Below are 19,051 nucleotides of genomic sequence, written 5' to 3'. Positions count from 1 at the left end.
CTTCATATAGGGATCCGGCTAAAAATGCCTGTTTAAATTCATCCGACAGGCTGCATGGCGTGAGGAGGCCCGGTGTGGCAACGGAAATGTCCAACCCGTTGACCGGGGGGCGCATAGTGTCGCGATATCCTGCTCGCTGCAGGCGAGGTTGTATGCAAGGCTTGCCTCGGGGTCGATCTGACTGGTGTAATCGACGTCCGTGAGCATGCCATCTGCATCGAAAGAAAGGTAGACATAGGCTGCTTGAGCGCCGAGGTCATTATCACGCAGATAGCCGATAATGCGGTAGCCGTAGTCGTGATACGACTCATATGGGTCGTCTGCCGCGACGCGTTTGCACACGGGCTCCAAGGCATCTTGCGCGGCGAGCACGCCGGCGACCTCCGCGGAGCGGTCTTTGTTGGTTTGGGCTACCGCAAGCCTGCTCTGTAGCTCCTTCCACTGTTTGCCCTGCATTCCAAAGCGCGGCGCAAGAGCGCAATAGCAAAAGATGACGAGTTCGATTGCGGTGAGTGCAATGACGGTATATATGCCCGCGGATTGGAATTCCTTTTGGTGGAACGCGATATCGTTGATCATTTGGAGCGGCAACATCAACAGGCATGCTGCGAACGACATGACGAGTGCGGTCGCTGCGATCTTGGGGTACGTGCAGTACCGCTGGATGCGTTTCTTTTCTTGTTCGGTGAGCTGCTGCATGGGGCCTCGACTCTCATCGTTTTTCGAGGGCGATGCGCATACGCTCTTGAGTATATGAGTGGAGGGTGTCTGTTGTTCAGACATGGCGGTCAGCAGCGTGCTGTTGGTGATCGATTGATCGCGAACGTCCTCTTTTGGACAAGGAAAAAGTGGCGAGTGAGGGAGCTGCTGTGGGGCGGCCCTGCTTGCTGTTTGTGGGCGCCATTCACCTTCGTTGCACAGGGATGGTCGGAGGGCTGGTTGGTGTCAAGCAACCGTCTCCGCCTTGTGGGCCGCCTCAAGGACAAGGCATAATGCATGTGACAAAGGGGCAGTCCCTTTGCCGCATTGATCTGAGGGTAGATGTTGATGATTCTATCGTTGGCCCCCATGGAGGGGATTACCGGGCATGTGTTCCGTCGCGTGCATGCGGAGTGCTTCGGTGCGCTCGACTGCTATTACACGCCGTTTTTGCCGCCGCCGCGGGTGGGCAACCGCTTTGGCGGCAAGGCGTTTAAGGAAATCGATCCGGCTAACAACCAAGGGCTTAACGTGGTGCCTCAGCTGATGTCCAAGAACGCGGATGAGTTTGTGTGGGCGGCGCGCGTGCTCGCCGACATGGGCTACCGCGAGGTTAATCTCAACCTTGGCTGCCCCTCGGGTACGGTTGTTGCCAAGGGTAAAGGATCGGGCTTCTTGCGCAACCTCGATGGGCTCGAGGTGTTCTTGCTTGATGTGTGCGAGCGATCGCCCTTGCCGGTGTCGGTAAAAAGCAGGCTGGGGCTGGAGAGCGACGACGAATACGAGCGCGTGCTTGACCTGTACTGTCGCATGCCGTTGGCAGAACTGATCGTGCATCCGCGCGTACAGAAGGATCGCTATACGGGCTCGCCGCGCAAAGGGTTTTATGGCGAGACGTTGGAGCGGGCACCGTTTCCGGTGGCATACAACGGCGATATTTTTGATCTTGAGGACATGGATGCGCTGGTGGAGGCCTATCCCGGTACACGCCATGTGATGCTGGGGCGTGGCTTGCTTGCGAACCCCGCGCTGGCTCGCATGGTCAAGGGTGGCCCTGCTGCCACGGCAGCCGAACTGCAGCGCTTCCACGACACGCTGTTTGCGGCATATGCAGAAGAGATTGGCGGCAACGCGGTCTTTCGCATGAAGGAGTGGTGGTTCTACGCTAAATGCGCCTTCGCCGATCCTGCTACCGTTCACAAGCTCGTACGCAAGACTAAAAAGGTCGACGAATACCGCGCCGCCGTCGATCGCGTCTTTCGCGAGCAGCCACTTGCGCCCATAGCCCGCTTCCACGGTTAGCTAGTCATTGGGGACGTTCTTTAACGGCTAGTCATTTAAGAACGTCCCCAATGACTATGTTGCAAAAGCTATACGTCAGCATCCAAAGATGTCGAAAAATGTCGACTTTGGATGCTGGCGTACATGTTTGGATTCGGTGGGGGACTAGGCAATCATTGCGTCAAGGGTAATGAGTTCTCTGAGTCGCTCTGTGCGTGTTTGCCCATGGCGCTTTGCCTTCTCGTCAAACGCTTCAAGAACCGATTCACCCACACGTGCCGATAAAACAACGCTTGGCTCATCAGAGATCGACGGCCTTCCCAGCTTGATGGTGCGACCCTTCGGCCACTCATCTTTTTCGTATGCCTCCGCGGCTTTCTCCAACTCTCCGGGGGCAAATCCGATCATCTTTTCGAGTTGCTTAGCGTCCATAGCGCCTCCTATCGATTGATCCCGATTTCCCTGAGCACCTTGCGCGTAGGAGGGACAAGGGCGTGGTAAATGATATAGCCATCTCGATTGGAGCAATATCGAGCGATGAGCTCCATGAGACGGCTTCTTCCATCAAGTCCAACGAGAACGTAATCGATACCTCCGTTTTCAAGATCACGCCTGAACCATGCAAAAGCGGAGTTCCAGGCGCAGGTGATATCCGTCTCCGTCAGCCCGTGTTTGAGGGCGTGGGGGTGGATTGCGATGAGCTCCATAAGGGCCTCTCTTTTTGTATACAGTTTTGTAAACAAAAATGCAAGCAGTTAATAGGCTTAAGCGACTTGTTTTGATTGGACTTTTCGATGTAAAGCCGACATCGGAGGCTCTACTACTCCTTCGCTTTTTAGTTCGGTATGTGAACGTCCGTTGAACTCCCAGAGGGGAGCGTTTTCATAGATTATCGAGAGGAGCTTGGAGACTTCGGCTGTTTTCTTGCGTTCGTAAAACTCGGGCCGTACGACAATCAATAAGAAAGCTGCGTCTTCGGTAATTTGCTGTGCTGTCGGCATACCGTTGAGTCCAACGGAACGCAAAAGCTTTGTCATGATGAAATCGAACTCATCTTCTCTTGCATGGAGATCGGATGCCTTAATCTCAGGGTCTCTCAGGACGTACTGCTTGAGTCGTTCGACAGATCGACTGCACTTTATATGCCCGCAGATGACTTCGTCATAACTGAGCCTTTTGATTGGGAGACGTTCGTGACCGGCGAAGATGGCTGCCACTCTGATGCCAACGCGCCGTTCGCGCAGCGCGCGCATCTCACCGGTGTATTCGCTGCGTCGTTCATATTTTCGATAGGAGTATCCGTAGTCATCGTAGTAATAAGGGGCTTCATCGACAGCGTTATCGAGCTCAGGCGCTATGAGATAGAGTTTTCCATCTCTGGATATGACGCAGGGATTGTCGATTTGCCCCGATTCGTTCCTGATTTGCCAAATAGTTTCATTTATCTCAAATCTCGAGACTGGATTGGGGGCACAGGAGTTGTAGAGCTCAATAAGTTCATCGAGTGAAATGATTCCACAGGCATCTGTGTAGGCGCGGGCGAAGCGCCGTACTTCTTGATTTGATTCAAGCGCACGGCGCTCCCAAGCATCCAAAACGTCCTGCGGACTTCGATAGCGGGCATGACGATCGATGCGCGATGCGCTCCAACGGTTATCAGCGGCAACGTTCATCAGATCCAAGCGCAGATCTTTGTCGGCGATGCGAGCGAGCGACTGATAGTGTTCTAGATCAAGCTCCGGTCGAAAACTCATGTCTTCCGGAACAGTTCGTGCGAGCTTTATGCAACGCTTGAGATAGGTCGGGCCCAGGCTTGGGCTAAAGTGCTGCTTGAGGTGGCAAGCGATGGGCGAGAGTAGGCCATTTAGATTGGAAATGGGGTATCCGGCAATCTCTTGCTCGAGACGGCGCCCGATGAGCAGAGCCCCTTCCGAAGAGGCCTCATGGTCGGTGCCTTTCTGACCGAGGTGTTTGGCCTCGACAATCCTGCTGATATCCGAGCAGGTGTTTGAAATAATGTCGGGTGAAAGGGTTGGTATCTTTTTTGCCATAGCGATGCGCTCCTATGTGACTCACGGAAAAGAAACAGTCTGATTGTGAGTGCCGTTCTTTGATGGCGACGGCGAACAGGAGCGCAGCCTGTCTGAGATGGGCGAGTGCGGTAACCACCGATCTTACTTACCGAGCTCGCTCCAGCGTGTCATTGGGGACCTCCGCAGGAGCTCTCGACCAGTCTCATGCCTTGAGATGAGTATAACACAGAGAGCAAACATATGTTCTATAAATATGAGAAACCGAAGCCCTACCCACTCATTTAAGTGCGTCCCCAATGAGTACCTACGGTTAGCTAGTCATTGGGGACGTTCTTTAACGGCTAGTCATTTAAGAACGTCCCCAATGAGTACTCGCACGCTAGAGCAGGTTCTCCTGTACCCATGCGATGATGTCGCTCGATTCGTAGAGTGGTTTGCCGTCGATGAACAGACAGGGAACCTGGCGTTTTCCGCCGACGGCGATGAGCGTCTGCTCGGCATCGGGGTCGGTCGAGATGTTGCGCTCAGGGATGGTCACACCGTTATCGGCAAGGAAACGCCTGACCTTCATGCAATACGGGCAGCCGGTCATAACGTACAGCGTGAGCTCATGATTAGTAGCCATAGGTCTCCAATCGGTTGAGGTTTTGATTGAAATACCCAAAGCCGCCGCGGTCTATGCATGAGCTGACGACGACTCGATGGCCTGTACCAGAAACGCCGTGGCTCCGGTGCCGCAGGGCTTGTCGTAGTAGTCGATAAAGCGCTGGTCAGCAAGATAGCCGTGGGCGAGGCCCAGGTATGCTTCGTCTTGGGGCTTGTGCCCCCAGTTAAGGCCAATCCATCGACGGTGCATCGCGACAAGTTTGCGGGCCTCGCTTCCATCCGTATCGCCGTCGCCCATGGCAATCGAAAGCTGGCCCAGAATAGCGCGTTCAAGTTCCTTCATGTCGTTCCATGTCTCGGGGTCCATGTCCAGCAGTGCTTCGTTTGCTGCGTCGATCGCCTCGTCGCCATAGCGCGCCCGCGCCTCGGCACCGTAGCGCTTCTCGTTTTCCTGCACGGAGCGCCAGCGCTCCAGTTGCGGCAGGACGGCGCCCATGAGCGAGACGGCTTCGTCGAGCGACATGCCGGTGTTTTGCGCCAGCCGCGGGGCACAATCCTCGATCATCGCTTCCATGGTGGTGTCGTAGGTGTACTGGCCGTGGTCGTAGCACCACTTGCAGTAATGGTCGGTCGTGGCGCCCACAGCATCGGTGCCGCAGTCGTCGGGTGTGAGTATCATGCCGCAGCTCTGGCAATAGTGCTCGGGCATTTCGAGCAGGTGGGACAGCGGTTCTCCGGTTACGGCGGCAATGAGCTTCATCATGTCGATGCCCGGGGTGACTTCGCCGCGTTCCCAACGGCTGACGGCTTGGCGTGTGACGAAGAGCTTGGCGGCGAGCTGCTCTTGGGTAAGGTGATGGGCGCGGCGAATGGCAATGAGCTTTTCTGCAAAGGCCATAGCGACTCCTTTCTGCTGGTTGATGGCTTAAGCATACGCGGCGGCCAGCTTCCTTCCAAGCAACCGTTGGTTGCACGACGGGAGACCGCGGCGAAGAATTGCGCGCTGCACCCCACACCTCCATGCCGTACAATGACCGGCATGGAACCTATCGCACACATACATACCGACCTGCCGCAGAAGTTCGGCATTCCGCGCAACAGCTTTTTGGCGCCCCACCTGCAGGGACGCATCGTCTTTGAGCCGGAATTTGCCTCCAACGCAGCAGTTGAGGGTCTGGACTCCTTCTCTCACCTATGGCTGCTGTGGCGCTTCGAAAACGGAACGCCCGGCGGCGCGGCTAAGGATATAGCTGCCGATGCCAAGACGCAGGACAGGTCCGGCACCAACGTCAAGTGGTCGAAGACTGTGCGCCCGCCGCGTCTGGGCGGAGCCGAACGCGTGGGCGTGTATGCCACGCGGAGTCCGTTTCGCCCCAATCCCATCGGTCTTACCTGCGTCAAGCTCAGCCGCGTTGAGCGCACCGACGACGGCCCCATCATCCATGTACTGGGGGCCGACCTGCGTGACGGCACGCCCATCTACGACATTAAGCCCTACATCCCGTTTGCGGACTGCCACCCGGATGCGACCGGCGGCTGGATTGAGGGTGCTCCGTGGCAAGAGCTCGATGTTGAGTTCCCGCAAGCGCTTCAAGACATGGTCCCGCCCGCAAAGCTCCCCGGCCTGGTCGAGGTTCTTCGCCAAGATCCGCGCCGCGCGGGCAGCAAGCACGAGCCAAACCGCGTTTACCACTTGGCTTACGCCGGACTCGACATATCGTTTACGGTTGACGGGGCCAGGTTGACGGTAACCTCCATCAACGACGCGCGAGACTAGCCAGCCATTCGTCCGCACCCGTCAAATTAAGCGCCAAACCCCATGCCAAAATCGCCTACGCTGGTGGACAATAACGCTTACCGAATCATTCCGCTCTGCACGGGGGCTCAGCATGAAATACGACTTCACTTCAATCATCGACCGCCATGGCATGGACTCCATCGCCGTTGACTCTTGGGGTGAGATCCCCGGTATGGCTCCGAACGCACCCGACGAGGGCTTCGACCGCATTCCCATGTGGGTGGCGGACATGAACTTCGCCACGGTGCCTACAGTCCAGGAGCACATCATTCAGCGCGCCCAGCACCCCATGTTTGGTTACTTCAATCCGCGTTCCGAGTACTTCGACCGCATCATCGAATGGCAGAGCCGCCGTAATGGCGTCGAGGGCCTGGCGCCTGAGCATATCGGCTACGAAAACGGCGTGCTGGGCGGTGTCGTGTCGACGCTGCGCGCGTATGTCCAGCCGGGCGATGCGGTGTTGGTCCACAGCCCCACCTACATCGGCTTCACCAAGTCCATCGAGGCCGCGGGCTATCGCATTGTCCACAGCCCGCTTCAGCTCGACGACCAGAGCGTGTGGCGCATGGACTTTGAGGATATGGAGCGCAAACTCGCCCAAAACCACATCCATGCCGCAGTGTTCTGCTCGCCGCACAATCCCTGCGGCCGCGTATGGGAGCGCGACGAGATCGAGCGCGCCATGGACATTTATCGCAAGCACGATTGCGTGGTGATCTCGGACGAGATTTGGTCCGATATCATTCTGCCGGGACACAAGCACATCCCGACGCAGTCGGTGAGCGAGGATGCCCGCATGCGCACGGTTGCCCTCTATGCGCCGAGCAAGACGTTTAACCTGGCGGGTCTGGTCGGCAGCTACCACATTGTCTACAACGAGACGCTGCGCGACCGCATGTGCGCTGTGTCTAACAAGACCCATTACAACGAGATGAATGTCCTTTCGATGCATGCGCTTATCGGTGCCTACCAACCGCAGGGCTACGAGTGGGTGGACGAACTCAACCAGGTGCTTGCCGACAATATCGAGTACTTCTGCGATTACGTGGACGAGCATTTTGAGGGCGTGTCCTATTCGCGTCCGCAGGGCACGTACATGGTGTTTCTGGACTGCACCGAGTGGTGCCGCGAGCATGGCCGCGATATTCAGTGGTTGCTCGACGAGGGGGCACGTGTGGGCGTGGGGTATCAGGATGGACGTCCGTTCCATGGCCCCTGCCACATTCGCGTGAATCTGGCACTGCCGCTTTCGCGCGTAAGGGAAGCGTGCGACCGCCTAGACCGCTACGTTTTTGGGGTATAGGGGTCGCACGATTCGGGTACTGCGGATTGCGCCCGTGTCGTCAATGTGCGTGGGCGCATAGGGCGTAGAGGGTTGCGAGCGCGTTTTCCACGTTTGCTACTTTTCTTGAATTTGCTTGCCGCAAAGGTGTTCAACCGTAATTTCATACAGCTGGACGCCCCTGATACTTTGCTTGATCTCCTCTTCGACCTCTTCGGCAGAAGGATAGTACTTGAGGGCAAACTGTCGGACTTTGTCTTCGACAAACGCCGGGTCATCGTTCACGAGGCGGCAACGGCCGAAAACCACGGTGCTTTGAACATAGGGTGCCCAGTCGTCGTCTTTGTACCAATCGTTGCCATAGACGGTAAAGCAGACTTTGTCGCTGCGTTTGAGTGCATCGACCTTATGCCCCGCCTTGGCTCCATGAAAGTAAATTTTGTCGTGCTCGGGGTCAAAGTAGTAGTTAACGGGAATGGCGTAAGGATAGCCGTCGTCTCCGTTGACGGCAAAAATGCCGCGTTTGCAATTAACAAGCAGCTCTCGTGCCTCTTGATCGGTGATAGCACGCTTCTTTCTACGAAGAGGTCTAAACATCGTGGGTTTCCTTTCTTTCCGCGTGTTGCGTGCACGGCGGTGGGTGGTATGTCTATATCAAGATACTAGTTCAGGCTGCGAGGCCGACGGGAACATCCTATTTGTCGCAGATTGAAACGCACTTTTTTGTTGTGGAAGGATTGTCCCTCACAACTCGTCGTCTAGGGGCATTCTCGATGGCTGGTTCCGTTTGCGGGGGAGGCGTGGGACAATACCGACCAAAAGCGATTGCTTGTCCTGAAAAAAGGGGGGTCTCGATGAAAAAGCTGAGGACGCTGGCCGATGTGTTGCGTCAAGCCGGTTTCGTGCGCATCACGGGCCTTTTTCTCGTCTTTTATCTTCTGTGTTCAATGGCTGTTTGGCTCTCTGAGCCAACAACTCTTACGTTTGGCGATGGCCTTTGGTTTAGCTTTGAGACCGTATCGACGATCGGCTTTGGCGACATTCCGGCCGAAACGCCGGTCGCCCGTGTCATCACGGTCGTCCTGAGCGTTATCAGCATTTTTTACATTGCCATGCTCACGGGCGTGGCGGTGAGCTACTGCAATATGCTCATCAAGATGCATCAAAAGGACACTATGACGCGCTTTATGGATGATCTTGAGCATTTGGAAGAGCTCGATCGTGACGAGCTCGCCGATCTGTCGCGCCGCGTGCGCGAATATCGCCGGCGCCAGCGCTAAAACGGGCGCCGCGCGTCACGATGAGGGGGACTGAATTTGAATATCACCGTGTATCTGGGTGCCAGTATCGGCAATGACCCGGCGTTTCTGCCTGCGGTGCAGGAGCTGGGCAACTGGATTGGCGCCAACGGGCACGCGCTCGTGTACGGCGGATCCAAGTCGGGCCTGATGGGCGCGCTCGCCGATAGCGTGCTTAATGCCGGCGGGCACGTGACGGGTGTGGAGCCGAGCTTTTTTATCGAGGCCGAGTTTCAACATGACGGTATCGACGACCTCATCGTGACGAGTGATATGGCGGAGCGTAAGGCAAAGATGATCGAGCTCGGCGATGCGTTCATTGCCTTTCCCGGTGGGACGGGCACGCTCGAGGAGATTGCCGAGGTTATGTCCGCGGTGTCGTTGGGGCACCTGAGTGCTCCGTGCATCCTGTATAACCTGGACGGTTACTACAACGACCTCAAGGCGCTGCTCGGACACATGATTGATAAGGGTTTATCAAGCCCACGGCGCCAGCAAGGCATTTACTTTGCCGAGGATCTGTACGAAATCGCATCAATTATCAACGGATAAGCCTTGAGCCTGTCCCGCCGTGGTCCCCGGTGGCTCCGTTTGCAGCGCAGACGGTTGGCTCGTCTGGGCCACACTCGCTCTACAATAAAACGTATCTATGTCGACTTTGACCGCGGGAGGACCCGATGGATAAGCTCGCTAAACCCACAAACCGCGCGCTGTTTTTAGTTAGCGTTGCCGTGACCGGTGCGTTCGCAGGTGCCGCGGTCTGGCTGTTCTTTTTTGTGATGGAGCACGGCATCGACTATCTATGGACCGAGATTCCGCACGCACTGGGCGTCGCTTCGCCCGAGCTCGCCAGCGGCCCGTTTGGCTTTCTGCCGTACCCGTTTTTTGTCTGCCTGCTGGGCGGCCTGTTAATCGGTCTGTACGAAAAGATGACAGACACCAAGACCGATAACCTCAATCAGGTGATGGCTAAGGTCAAGCAAGATGGGCGCTACCCGTACGACAATCTGGGCAAGCTTTCGCTTGCGGCATTGCTGCCGCTGCTGTTTGGCGGAAGTATTGGACCGGAGGCCGGCCTGACCGGCGTTATCGCGGGCCTGTGCAGCTGGGTCGGCGACCGCATGCGTCGCTTTGGCGCCGAGTTTAGGGAGCTCACGCTGCTAGGTACCCAGGCTGCCCTGACGGCGCTCTTTACCGCGCCTGTCTTTGGCTTTGTGGCGCCGCTCGCCGGTAGCGCCGACGGCCAGGGCGAAGATGCCGACGATGAGTCCGCGTCCGACGAGATCACCATCAAGCTGCCCAAGGCGCAAAAGACCGTGGTCTATGGCATTGCGATTGCCGGCGGTCTGGGCACTTACCTGTTGCTTGGCCAGCTCGTGGGCGGCGGCATGGGCATGCCCAGGTTCGAGTCCGCCGAGGTGGGCAACCTGGAGCTTGCCTGGCTCATTCCGCTGGCGTTGCTCGGCACCGTTTGTGGTTGGCTGTACTTTGTCTCCGAGCATGCAAGCGAGGCGCTGTCCCGTGCAATAGGGGAGCGTCCTGTCGTCAAGGCCATGATGGCCGGTCTGGCGCTCGCCATCTGTGGCACGCTCCTGCCCTACACCATGTTTGCCGGCGAGACCCAGGCCGACGTGCTCATGGAAACCTATCTGACCATTCCCGCCGGCGTGCTTATCGCGACCGGTCTTGTCAAGGCTATGCTGACCCCCGCCCTCATCAATATGGGCTGGCGTGGCGGTCACTTCTTCCCGGTTATCTTCTCGGGCGTAAGCCTGGGCTATGGCCTTGCCATTCTCACCGGCGCCGATCCGGTCTTTTGCGTTGCCGTCTGCACGGCATCGACGATGGGCGCCGTCATGCGCCAGCCTGTTATGGTCGTGGGCCTGCTGCTCATGTGCTTCCCGCTCAAGGGCATCGTCTGCATGATCATCGCCGCAGCCATTGCCGCCGGCATTCCGCTGCCCAAGCCGCTGCGCAAGTAGCATATTGCGCTTTGCGTTTGTTCAGAACTCGTTTTGAAGAAGCCGCGCGAGGCCATTTGTTTACGGCCTCGCGCGGCTAATGTTTAGAGCTTCCTCAGCACAATGGCGATGGTGTTGAGGTATTCGAGCGCGCCGGCTTCAACGGCAGCGCGGTCGCCTGCTGCGTACTCGTTGTCGCAGGCGAGCCAGTCTTTCCATGCTTCGTCCGTGCAGAGCATAGGCTGCATCGAGACAATCTCGACGCCAGGGGTCGGCTCGATCATGGTGCGCCACCAGGCTATGTCGTGCATATACTCGAGCTGCTCGGGTGTCCAGGATTTGAGCAGGCAAACGGGCAGGTTGTCGTGGCAGTCGCGAACCATGCCGGGGATGCTTAAGTAGAGCATCCCGCCTTGCTTTACGTAGGGGAGTAGGCGCTCGCCCAGATAGTGTGGGTCACGGCCGTAGTAGTTGTACGAGTCGATGCTTACGACCGCATCAAAATAGTCGTGCTCAAACGGCAGCCCCTGCGAGGCGTCTGCCTTAACAGGGTGAATCGTGTCGCGCGAGATACCGAGCGAATCGAAGAACGCACGGTTTTCGACGGGATCGCTCCACAGATCGACAGCGTAGGTGTCAAACCCGTATTCGCGGGCGAGTAGGGCGCTGGTGATACCGGTGCCCGATCCAAGGTCGCAGACGCGGACGCCGCAGGGGATATGCACATCGCGAAGCAGCTCTTCGCAGAGCTTGAGGGGATTGGGTCCCATAATCTTAGAGCGTACGAGTGTCGCGTCGAAGCTAGTTGCTTTTGGGAAGGATTGAGATTTCTGGGTTTGCATTGTTCTTTCCTATCAGGCGCAAAAATGGCAGATGACGGAGGCGGAACGGCGCAACAAACCACGGCCGTTGGACGGCCGTTTTCGTGGTTCTATGCGATTGACCGTTCCCTAAAGAACAATGACCAAAAAGACATCCCCTTGGATGATCGAGACTGAGCCGAGGCCCGTGACGTTTATATTGTAAAACGTCACGGGCGTGCCGGGATATGCCGTTTGTCACGGATTTGCGAGCGTCTAGATCTCGCTTGGCATCGGCGCTATTTCCAAATCGCGAGCGCGGCGGTGCCCAGGACGATGAAGGCGAGACCGATGGCGCTGCGCCGTGAGAGTTTTTCGTTGAATGCCAGGCGCGCAAATAGTACCGATACGACAATCGATAGTTTGTCGATCTGCACCACGACGCTCACCTGGCCTGTGGCGATGGCGTAGTAGCACAGCAGCCACGATGCGCCAGTCGCAATGCCCGATGCCGCGAGAAATACGAGTTCGTAGCGGTCTACGTGCACGGCTTGGCCCATCTTGCCTTTAGCTGCCACGATTGCCCATGCCATAACCAGTACCACACAGGTACGATTGCCGTGGCCAGGTTGGACTCGACGCCTTCGATGCCAACCTTGGCAAGGATGGACGTGAGCGCCGCGAACACGGCGGCGCCGAGGGCGTAAGCGAGCCAGGTCCGGTCTTGCTGCCGCTCGGGTCCGGCAGACTGCTTCTTCTCGATCATTAAAAACGTGCCGAGGGTGATGACAGCGGTTCCCACGAGCTTAACCGCAAGGTTGCTCGTCTCGCCAAAAAGCACGATGGCGATCAGTGCAGCGAGTACGGTGCTCATCTTGTCGACCGGTACGACCTTATTGACGTCTCCGATGCCCAACGCCTTAAAGTAACAGATCCACGAAGCACCGGTAGCGAGTCCCGAGAGGACGAGAAAGAGCCAAGATCTGGGCTCGATGCTGCCGATGGTTCCAATGGATCCAGAAATGCCCGCCATTGCCCAGGCGAAAACGAGCACCACGCAGGTGCGAATGGCCGTCGCGACATCGGAGTCGGTCTGCTTGATGCCGCATTTGGCCAGGACTGATGTGACGCCGGCAAAGAAAGCCGACACAAATGCTGCTGCGACCCACGACACGGGTGAAATGCCTCCCCAAAGAACGACCGAGCCAGATTTACGGCGCTCGTCCGATGATACCGTCCCGCCATGAAGCTTTGATATCGCTGTGGTGAGACAGGGGCCATAGTTCGAGAGGGCATTTGGTTAAGGCTCGAATCGAAGGTGAATGGTTTTCCGCGAAGTGAACGAGTAAATCTGGATCCCTGGAACATGCACACTTTTTTCGAACAAAACCGCAGGATTCTTAGACAAAAACCGCAGGAATTGAGTCCTTAAAAATTTCGATGCTACAGGGCACTGTTTTTACTCGTTCACTTCTCGGAAAAGTATTCACCTTCGATATGCTGACGGTGTCTTTTTGGTTGCCAAGAACTAGACGGCCTGCTGTGAAGGGCGGTGGTGACGCTATGCCGCCTCGTTTCATTGAAAAAATAAGCGGGGTACCGCCTAAGCTTTTTTAGCCGTCGATTACAGATCGCGTACTCGATAAACCTTGGTGCTGACAGCGCAGCTGATTACACATAGTGCGAGCGCCAGTACTGCAGTTCCTGCACACAGCCAGCCAAGAACGGCGGGATCGGGATTCGCCCCGGCAATCGACATAAGCCAGTTGCTGATGGGGTTGGAGGAGCTCAACGTGGCCATGGCAAGGCATCCGAGCAGGGCAAACAGGCCAACGGATAGGCGCAGCGCCTCCATGTGTCCAAATCGAAAGAACAGCGGCTGCGCCAAAAACACCATCATGAGGGAGATGAGCATCGATGCTGCCGAGGCGATTGCGATTTCAAAGACCGTCTGTCCCGTCGAAGGAATGCCCGCGCTGTTGAAGAGCGGGATGGCGACGATACTCAAAAGCGTGGCGGCGCACGTCATGACGGCCGAGAAGACAACGATGCTCAGGTAGCGTGCGCAGATGATGTCTTTGCGCGAGAGGGGCAGCGTTGCCCGATAACGCTCCCATCCGTTTTGATTGTCGAAGCCTGCCAGCGAGCTCATGACCATGATAGGCGACATGGCGCTGAGCGCGCAGGCGCCGGCACTCATGCCGGAGTCGCCACCTGACGTGTTGGCGAGGGTCAGCACAACGAATATGAACAGGCCGACGCCCGCTATGCTTGGGACAAGCGTGCGAACGATGGCGAGCTCGGACATAAAGGCGCGTTTCATTTCGAAGCCCCTTTCAGCGTGAGGCGTAGATAATCGTCAATGGTTGCCCGATCGCAGGGAATCTCGGGGAAGGCCTCGAGCGTTTCGCGACGGTTGGGCACGAGCACGTCCACGCTATAAGCGTGGTGGGCGGCACGGGCGCCTTCGACGCAAGCCATAAGCTCGGCGGCCTGCGCTTGGGTACAGTGGGCGATGCCGGCGCGGTCGGTAATGTCCTCGCGCGGCAGGTCAAACACAATCGAGCCGTTATCGATGCAAATGATGCGGTCGGCAGCGCGATCGAGGTCGGACGTAATGTGACTCGAGAGCAACACGCTGCGCTGGCCGTCGGAAACAAAGACGAGCAGCTCGTCGAGCAGCTCCTCGCGTGCCATGGGGTCAAGACCCGCGGTGGCTTCGTCCAAAACGAGCAGCTTGGCCTTGTGGCTGAGCGCGCAGGCAAGCTGCAGCTTCATGCCCATGCCGCGGGAGAGGTCCTTGACCTTCGCCTTGGGATCCAAGCCAAATCGGTCGATGAGGCTGGCGAAGGTGTCGTGGCTCCAGGTGGGGTACGCCGGGCTTACGAGTGCCTCAACTTCGGTCACCTTGAGTGTGGAAGGGAAGGGGCATGTGTCCAGCACGAGGCCGATACGGGTGCGCAAGCAGCGCTGCACTTCACCGGGCGCGTCGGCGCCGCAGTGCTGCCCAAACAGGTGCACCTCGCCGGCATCGAGCTTTATAAGCCCGAGCGCGGCGCGAATGGTCGTTGTCTTGCCGGCGCCGTTTGCGCCCACAAAGCCAACAATCTGGCCGGGCTCCACGGCGAGCGTGACATCGCGTAGTGAAAAGCGGTCGCTTACAGCGCGTGAGATGCCTTTGAGTTCAAGCAAGTTTTGCATGGTATAGCCTTTCTTGCAGATGGCTACTGCATGGTTTCGGGGGCTACCAGGTCGAGCATTTCGTGCAGTTTGTCGCGCGTGACGCCCAAGGCTTCGGCTTGGCTCGCCGCTTTCGCAAGCAGGTCTTCGATATGGCAGAGCTGGTTTTCGCGCAAGAGCTCCTGGTTGCCCTCGGCGACAAAACAGCCCTTGCCCTGCACGGTGCAGATAAACCCGAGTTGCTCTAGGTCGGCGTAGGCGCGCTTGGTGGTGATGACGCTCACACCCAGGTCGCTCGCGAGTGCACGGATGCTGGGGAGTTTGGCTCCCGCAGCGAGCGTGCCCGATAAGATCTGAGCTTTGACTTGCGAGGTTATCTGCTCGTAGATGGGCTTGTCGCTCGAATTGGATAGGATGATGTCCACAGCGGCTCCTTAGCTGTTGGGCTACACGTGTATATAACCGGTAAGCACAGTATATATACACTATGCACAGTTATGCAAGAGGTAAATAGGGATTGTCCGCTCGTTCATTCATCTCAATCTGTAACATCTGGAACCGATTTGGACGGCTACCTGTTACAGATTGAGATTTTGCTGGTGGGCCCCACCTGGTTGTCTCAATCTGTAACAACTGGAGAAGTTTTTGGCTGCTAGATGTTACAGATTGAGATCTTTCTGGGACGCCCACCTGTTTGTCTAAATCTGTAACAGGTAGAGGTTCAAAAACCGTCTAGATGTTACAGATCGAGAAAAACTGCTGTGGAGTGCCGTCATCGACTGCTACACAGGCCCCAACTGATGAATTTGTCCTGATAGGCGCCCTAGAGCGGAATTTCGCGGCTACAATAGTGCGGTTACAACGACGTAATGCACTCAATGCAAGAAAGGATCCGCATGGCAAGCCTGTCGGATGAAATCTCGTCGCGCCGCACATTCGCGATCATCAGCCACCCGGATGCCGGTAAGACCACGCTTACCGAGAAGCTGCTGCTCTATACCGGCAGCATCCAGACCGCCGGCTCGGTCAAGGGCAAGAGCTCGGCCAAGCATGCCGTCTCGGACTGGATGGACATCGAGAAGGAGCGCGGCATTTCCGTCACCTCCTCGGTGCTGCAGTTCACTTACAACGGCGCCTGCGTCAACATCCTCGATACCCCCGGTCACCAGGACTTTTCGGAGGATACCTACCGTACCCTTATGGCCGCTGACGCCGCAGTCATGGTCATCGACGGCGCCAAGGGCGTCGAGGCCCAGACCAAGAAGCTCTTTAAGGTCTGTACGCTGCGCCACATTCCCATCTTCACCTTTGTGAACAAGCTCGACCACGAGGCTCGCGATCCGTTTGAGCTCATGGAAGAGATCGAAAATGTCCTGGGCATCAATACGTATCCCATGAACTGGCCGATCGGCAGCGGCCGCAATTTCCGCGGCGTGTTCGATCGTCAGACCCGTCGCGTCATTGCCTTTGAGGGAGACGGTCACGCCAACGCCACCAAGAAGGTCGCCGAGGTCGAGGCCGAGCTGGGCGATTCTTCCATGGATGAGCTCATCGGCGAGGAGAACCATAAGAACCTGATGGACGACATCGAGCTGCTCGATGGTGCCGGCGACGAGCTCGACTTGGATGCCGTGGCCTGCGGCAAGCTGAGCCCGGCGTTCTTTGGCTCGGCGCTTACCAACTTTGGCGTGGAACCCTTCCTTAAGGAGTTCCTGCGTCTGGCCCCGACACCGCGTGCCTATACCGATACGCTTACCAGTGAACCGGTCGATCCCTGCCGCGACGACTTTAGCGGCTTTGTGTTTAAGATCCAGGCCAACATGGACAAGAACCACCGCGACCGCATCGCCTTTGTGCGCATTTGCTCGGGTAAGTTCGAGCGCGGCATGGATGCCTTCCACGTGCAGGGCAACCGCAAGCTTAAGCTTGCCACGGGCACGTCGATGATGGCCGACGACCGCGCCATCGTGGACGAGGCGTACGCGGGCGATATCGTGGGCCTGTTCGACCCGGGTATCTTTAGCGTCGGCGACACCGTGTGCTCCGGCAAGCGCCATGTGCAGTATCCGCAGATCCCGACGTTTGCCCCCGAGATGTTCGCTCGCATTACGCAGGTCGACACGCTCAAGCGCAAGCAGTTCGTCAAGGGCATGGAGGAGCTTGCCCAGGAGGGCGCCATCCAGATCTTCCGCGAGCTTGGTGCCGGCATGGAGAGCGTCATTGTGGGCGTGGTCGGCGTGCTGCAGTTTGAGGTACTCGAGCGCCGCCTCAAGGCCGAGTACCGTGTTGAGGTTCGTCGCCAGCCGCTGCCCTATACGGATATTCGCTGGATCCAGAACGACCCCGACACCATCGATATCCCGGGCCTTTCGCTCACGCGCGACACGCTGCGCGTCGAGGACATGCGCGGTGGCAAGCTGTTGCTGTTTACGAGCCCGTGGAACGTGGGTTGGGCAACCGACCACAACCCCGACCTTATCCTGTCGGAGTTTGGCAACGTAGTCTTTTAACGCATCGGCGTGGTGGCCCTGCGGGGCTGCCGCGCTGCCTGCTTGCCTGATGCCGCATGAGCGGCTATCATGCCCACCGTCGCCTCAAGACCGGGGCGTCCGAGCAGTTCGGGTCCGATATCCTGCTCGTTAAACCTAAAACCAAAGGAGTACATAATGATCAAGAAGGTCATGGAGGACTACAAGGTCCTGTTGCGGAGCATTCCCGCGGCAACGGTTTCGCTGTTTTTCGTGAGCGTTATCATGATGAACCTGCTGGCCAACAAAGAGCTCATCAGCCTGCCGTATCTGGCACTCGATTGCGGCTTTGTGGTGAGCTGGGTCTCGTTTTTGTGCCAGGACATGATCTGCAAGCGCTTTGGCGCCAAGGCATCCATCAAAATCTCTATCCTCGCGCTGGCGGTCAACCTTGCCGTGAGCCTGTGCTTTTGGGCATGCTCGCTCACGCCCGGTATGTGGGGTGCCTACTACGACACGGGCATGATCGAGGTCAACACCGCCCTTAACGCCACTATCGGCGGCACCTGGTACGTGGTGCTGGGCTCTTCGCTGGCAATGTTCGTTTCTGCCGTGGTTAACTCCACGCTCAACCAGTCGCTCGGCCGTATGCTCAAAAAGAATAACTTTGCGAGCTTCGCCTTCCGCTCCTATGTTTCCACGGGTGTTGGCCAGTTTATCGACAACCTGGTCTTTGCCATTGTGGTGAGCCACACGTTCTTTGGCTGGACCTGGGTACAGGTCCTTATGTGCTCGCTGACCGGCGCTGTTGCCGAGCTGCTGTGCGAGGTCTTCCTGAGCCCCGTGGGCTACAAGGTCGTGCGCGGCTGGGAGCGCGAGAATGTGGGCGCCGAGTACCTTGAGCGCCACGCAACCGCCTAAGGAGCAAGTATGCGGGTTTTGATTACGGGCGCTTCGGGCGGTATCGGAGCCGCGTGCGTGCAGCGCTTTTTGGACGAGGGCCACGAGGTAGTGGGCTTTGATCTGCTGCCGGCGGCGATCGAACACGAGCGTTACCGCCATCTGGTCGTTGATGTACGCGAGCCTGACTCGTTTCCAGGCGATCTTGAACCCCAGGTGATCGTGAACGTTGCCGGTGCGCAGGATTCGGCTGACGACATCGCCGCCAACCTGTGTGGCACCATCAACGTGACCGAGTGCTACGCCTTTGTGGGGGAGGGGCTTGCTGCCAAGCCGGCGTCGGCTATCAAATCCGTGGTCAATGTGGGGTCGGCGAGCGGGCATACGGGATCGGAGTTTCCCGCCTATGCTGCCAGCAAGGGCGGCGTTATCGCCTACACCAAGAACCTTGCAAACCGCCTGGCACCGCAGGCCATCGCCAACAGTGTGGACCCGGGTGGCGTTATCACGCCGCTCAACCGTTGCGTGATGGAAGACGAACACCTGTGGAACCAGATTATGGAGCTTACGCCGCTTAAACGCTGGGCAACCGCCCAAGAGATCGCCGAGTGGATCTACTTTGTGGGCGTGACCAACCGGTTTATGACCGGGCAGAGCCTGCTTATTGATGGTGGCGAGGCCGGCCGCACACAATTTATTTGGCCCGAATAGGAAACGCGCCCGATGGAAAGCCGTCGGGCGCGTT

At 57.5% G+C, this 19,051-nt stretch carries 22 protein-coding genes; 9 read left to right on the top strand and 13 right to left on the bottom strand.

The genetic code is table 11. The features are described 5' to 3' along the window. Positions 1–18: 18 nt before the first annotated feature. The gene (locus tag ACQRC0_RS05310) at positions 19–699 is read right to left on the bottom strand and encodes a hypothetical protein (RefSeq protein ID WP_427728375.1); all 681 of its coding nucleotides are present in this window, start codon (positions 697–699) and stop codon (positions 19–21) included. A gap of 348 nt (positions 700–1,047) precedes the next feature. Between ACQRC0_RS05310 and ACQRC0_RS05305 the strand changes: the two genes are divergently transcribed. Then, on the top strand, positions 1,048–2,001 hold the full coding sequence (locus ACQRC0_RS05305; protein WP_427728374.1) for a tRNA dihydrouridine synthase: 954 nt from the start codon (positions 1,048–1,050) through the stop codon (positions 1,999–2,001). Positions 2,002–2,145: 144 nt separating this feature from the next. Here ACQRC0_RS05305 and ACQRC0_RS05300 read toward each other — a convergent pair whose 3' ends face one another. From ACQRC0_RS05300 to ACQRC0_RS05280, 5 genes are all read right to left on the bottom strand, one after another. Continuing rightward, positions 2,146–2,412 carry a ribbon-helix-helix protein, CopG family gene (locus ACQRC0_RS05300; RefSeq protein ID WP_154516940.1) on the bottom strand — a complete coding sequence of 89 codons (267 nt, stop codon included), beginning with the start codon at positions 2,410–2,412 and terminating at the stop codon, positions 2,146–2,148. An 8-nt stretch (positions 2,413–2,420) separates the two neighbouring features. Further along, a complete protein-coding gene (locus ACQRC0_RS05295; RefSeq protein ID WP_427728371.1) occupies positions 2,421–2,687 on the bottom strand; it encodes a hypothetical protein in 267 nt (88 codons plus the stop codon). Between the two features lie 57 nt (positions 2,688–2,744). Then, a complete protein-coding gene (locus ACQRC0_RS05290; RefSeq protein ID WP_427728369.1) occupies positions 2,745–4,031 on the bottom strand; it encodes a hypothetical protein in 1,287 nt (428 codons plus the stop codon). A 361-nt stretch (positions 4,032–4,392) separates the two neighbouring features. Beyond that, positions 4,393–4,638, bottom strand: a complete 246-nt coding sequence (locus ACQRC0_RS05285; protein WP_427728367.1) for a glutaredoxin family protein — start codon at positions 4,636–4,638, stop codon at positions 4,393–4,395. A gap of 51 nt (positions 4,639–4,689) precedes the next feature. Beyond that, on the bottom strand, positions 4,690–5,517 hold the full coding sequence (locus ACQRC0_RS05280) for a TipAS antibiotic-recognition domain-containing protein (RefSeq protein WP_427728366.1): 828 nt from the start codon (positions 5,515–5,517) through the stop codon (positions 4,690–4,692). A gap of 141 nt (positions 5,518–5,658) precedes the next feature. Between ACQRC0_RS05280 and tsaA the strand changes: the two genes are divergently transcribed. Together tsaA and ACQRC0_RS05270 are read left to right on the top strand one after the other, a co-directional pair. Further along, entirely contained in the window at positions 5,659–6,396 is a 738-nt protein-coding gene (gene tsaA, locus ACQRC0_RS05275; protein ID WP_427728364.1) for a tRNA (N6-threonylcarbamoyladenosine(37)-N6)-methyltransferase TrmO, read from the top strand. A 112-nt stretch (positions 6,397–6,508) separates the two neighbouring features. Further along, entirely contained in the window at positions 6,509–7,720 is a 1,212-nt protein-coding gene (locus ACQRC0_RS05270) for a MalY/PatB family protein (protein ID WP_427728362.1), read from the top strand. 96 nt (positions 7,721–7,816) lie between these two features. Here ACQRC0_RS05270 and ACQRC0_RS05265 read toward each other — a convergent pair whose 3' ends face one another. Beyond that, positions 7,817–8,296: a pyridoxamine 5'-phosphate oxidase family protein gene (locus ACQRC0_RS05265; RefSeq protein ID WP_154516961.1), complete on the bottom strand. Its 480-nt coding sequence runs from the start codon at positions 8,294–8,296 to the stop codon at positions 7,817–7,819. 257 nt (positions 8,297–8,553) lie between these two features. Here ACQRC0_RS05265 and ACQRC0_RS05260 point away from each other — a divergent pair, with 257 nt between their 5' ends. The 3 genes from ACQRC0_RS05260 to ACQRC0_RS05250 all read left to right on the top strand — a co-directional run bounded on the left by ACQRC0_RS05260 (position 8,554) and on the right by ACQRC0_RS05250 (position 10,979). Further along, positions 8,554–8,979: a potassium channel family protein gene (locus tag ACQRC0_RS05260; protein WP_427728359.1), complete on the top strand. Its 426-nt coding sequence runs from the start codon at positions 8,554–8,556 to the stop codon at positions 8,977–8,979. Positions 8,980–9,015: 36 nt separating this feature from the next. Continuing rightward, positions 9,016–9,549 (top strand): TIGR00730 family Rossman fold protein, encoded by a 534-nt coding sequence (locus ACQRC0_RS05255; protein WP_427719368.1) that lies wholly within the window; start codon positions 9,016–9,018, stop codon positions 9,547–9,549. A gap of 125 nt (positions 9,550–9,674) precedes the next feature. Further along, positions 9,675–10,979 (top strand): chloride channel protein, encoded by a 1,305-nt coding sequence (locus ACQRC0_RS05250; protein WP_427728357.1) that lies wholly within the window; start codon positions 9,675–9,677, stop codon positions 10,977–10,979. Positions 10,980–11,062: 83 nt separating this feature from the next. Here ACQRC0_RS05250 and ACQRC0_RS05245 read toward each other — a convergent pair whose 3' ends face one another. From ACQRC0_RS05245 to ACQRC0_RS05220, 6 genes are all read right to left on the bottom strand, one after another. Continuing rightward, on the bottom strand, positions 11,063–11,728 hold the full coding sequence (locus ACQRC0_RS05245; RefSeq protein WP_427728354.1) for an SAM-dependent methyltransferase: 666 nt from the start codon (positions 11,726–11,728) through the stop codon (positions 11,063–11,065). A 329-nt stretch (positions 11,729–12,057) separates the two neighbouring features. Beyond that, entirely contained in the window at positions 12,058–12,318 is a 261-nt protein-coding gene (locus tag ACQRC0_RS05240; RefSeq protein ID WP_427728351.1) for an EamA family transporter, read from the bottom strand. Beyond that, positions 12,297–12,932 carry an EamA family transporter gene (locus ACQRC0_RS05235; RefSeq protein WP_427728349.1) on the bottom strand — a complete coding sequence of 212 codons (636 nt, stop codon included), beginning with the start codon at positions 12,930–12,932 and terminating at the stop codon, positions 12,297–12,299. The genes ACQRC0_RS05240 and ACQRC0_RS05235 overlap by 22 nt, the downstream gene beginning before the upstream one ends. A 450-nt stretch (positions 12,933–13,382) precedes the next feature. Next, entirely contained in the window at positions 13,383–14,081 is a 699-nt protein-coding gene (locus ACQRC0_RS05230; protein ID WP_427728346.1) for an ABC-2 transporter permease, read from the bottom strand. Then, a complete protein-coding gene (locus ACQRC0_RS05225; protein WP_427728343.1) occupies positions 14,078–14,959 on the bottom strand; it encodes an ABC transporter ATP-binding protein in 882 nt (293 codons plus the stop codon). Before ACQRC0_RS05225 ends, ACQRC0_RS05230 begins: the two co-directional genes overlap by 4 nt. 23 nt (positions 14,960–14,982) lie before the next feature. After that, positions 14,983–15,363, bottom strand: coding sequence for a GntR family transcriptional regulator (locus tag ACQRC0_RS05220; protein WP_370450620.1), 381 nt, complete (start codon positions 15,361–15,363; stop codon positions 14,983–14,985). A gap of 471 nt (positions 15,364–15,834) precedes the next feature. Here ACQRC0_RS05220 and ACQRC0_RS05215 point away from each other — a divergent pair, with 471 nt between their 5' ends. From ACQRC0_RS05215 to ACQRC0_RS05205, 3 genes are all read left to right on the top strand, one after another. Next, a complete protein-coding gene (locus ACQRC0_RS05215; RefSeq protein WP_427728340.1) occupies positions 15,835–17,448 on the top strand; it encodes a peptide chain release factor 3 in 1,614 nt (537 codons plus the stop codon). Between the two features lie 156 nt (positions 17,449–17,604). Then, entirely contained in the window at positions 17,605–18,327 is a 723-nt protein-coding gene (locus tag ACQRC0_RS05210; RefSeq protein ID WP_427728338.1) for a VUT family protein, read from the top strand. Between the two features lie 9 nt (positions 18,328–18,336). Further along, positions 18,337–19,017: an SDR family NAD(P)-dependent oxidoreductase gene (locus ACQRC0_RS05205; protein ID WP_427728335.1), complete on the top strand. Its 681-nt coding sequence runs from the start codon at positions 18,337–18,339 to the stop codon at positions 19,015–19,017. Positions 19,018–19,051: the final 34 nt, after the last annotated feature.

It is taken from the genome of Collinsella sp. SGI.033 (genome assembly GCF_050315135.1).
Lineage (GTDB): Bacteria > Actinomycetota > Coriobacteriia > Coriobacteriales > Coriobacteriaceae > Collinsella.
This window is presented reverse-complemented; position numbering and strand designations above follow the sequence as displayed.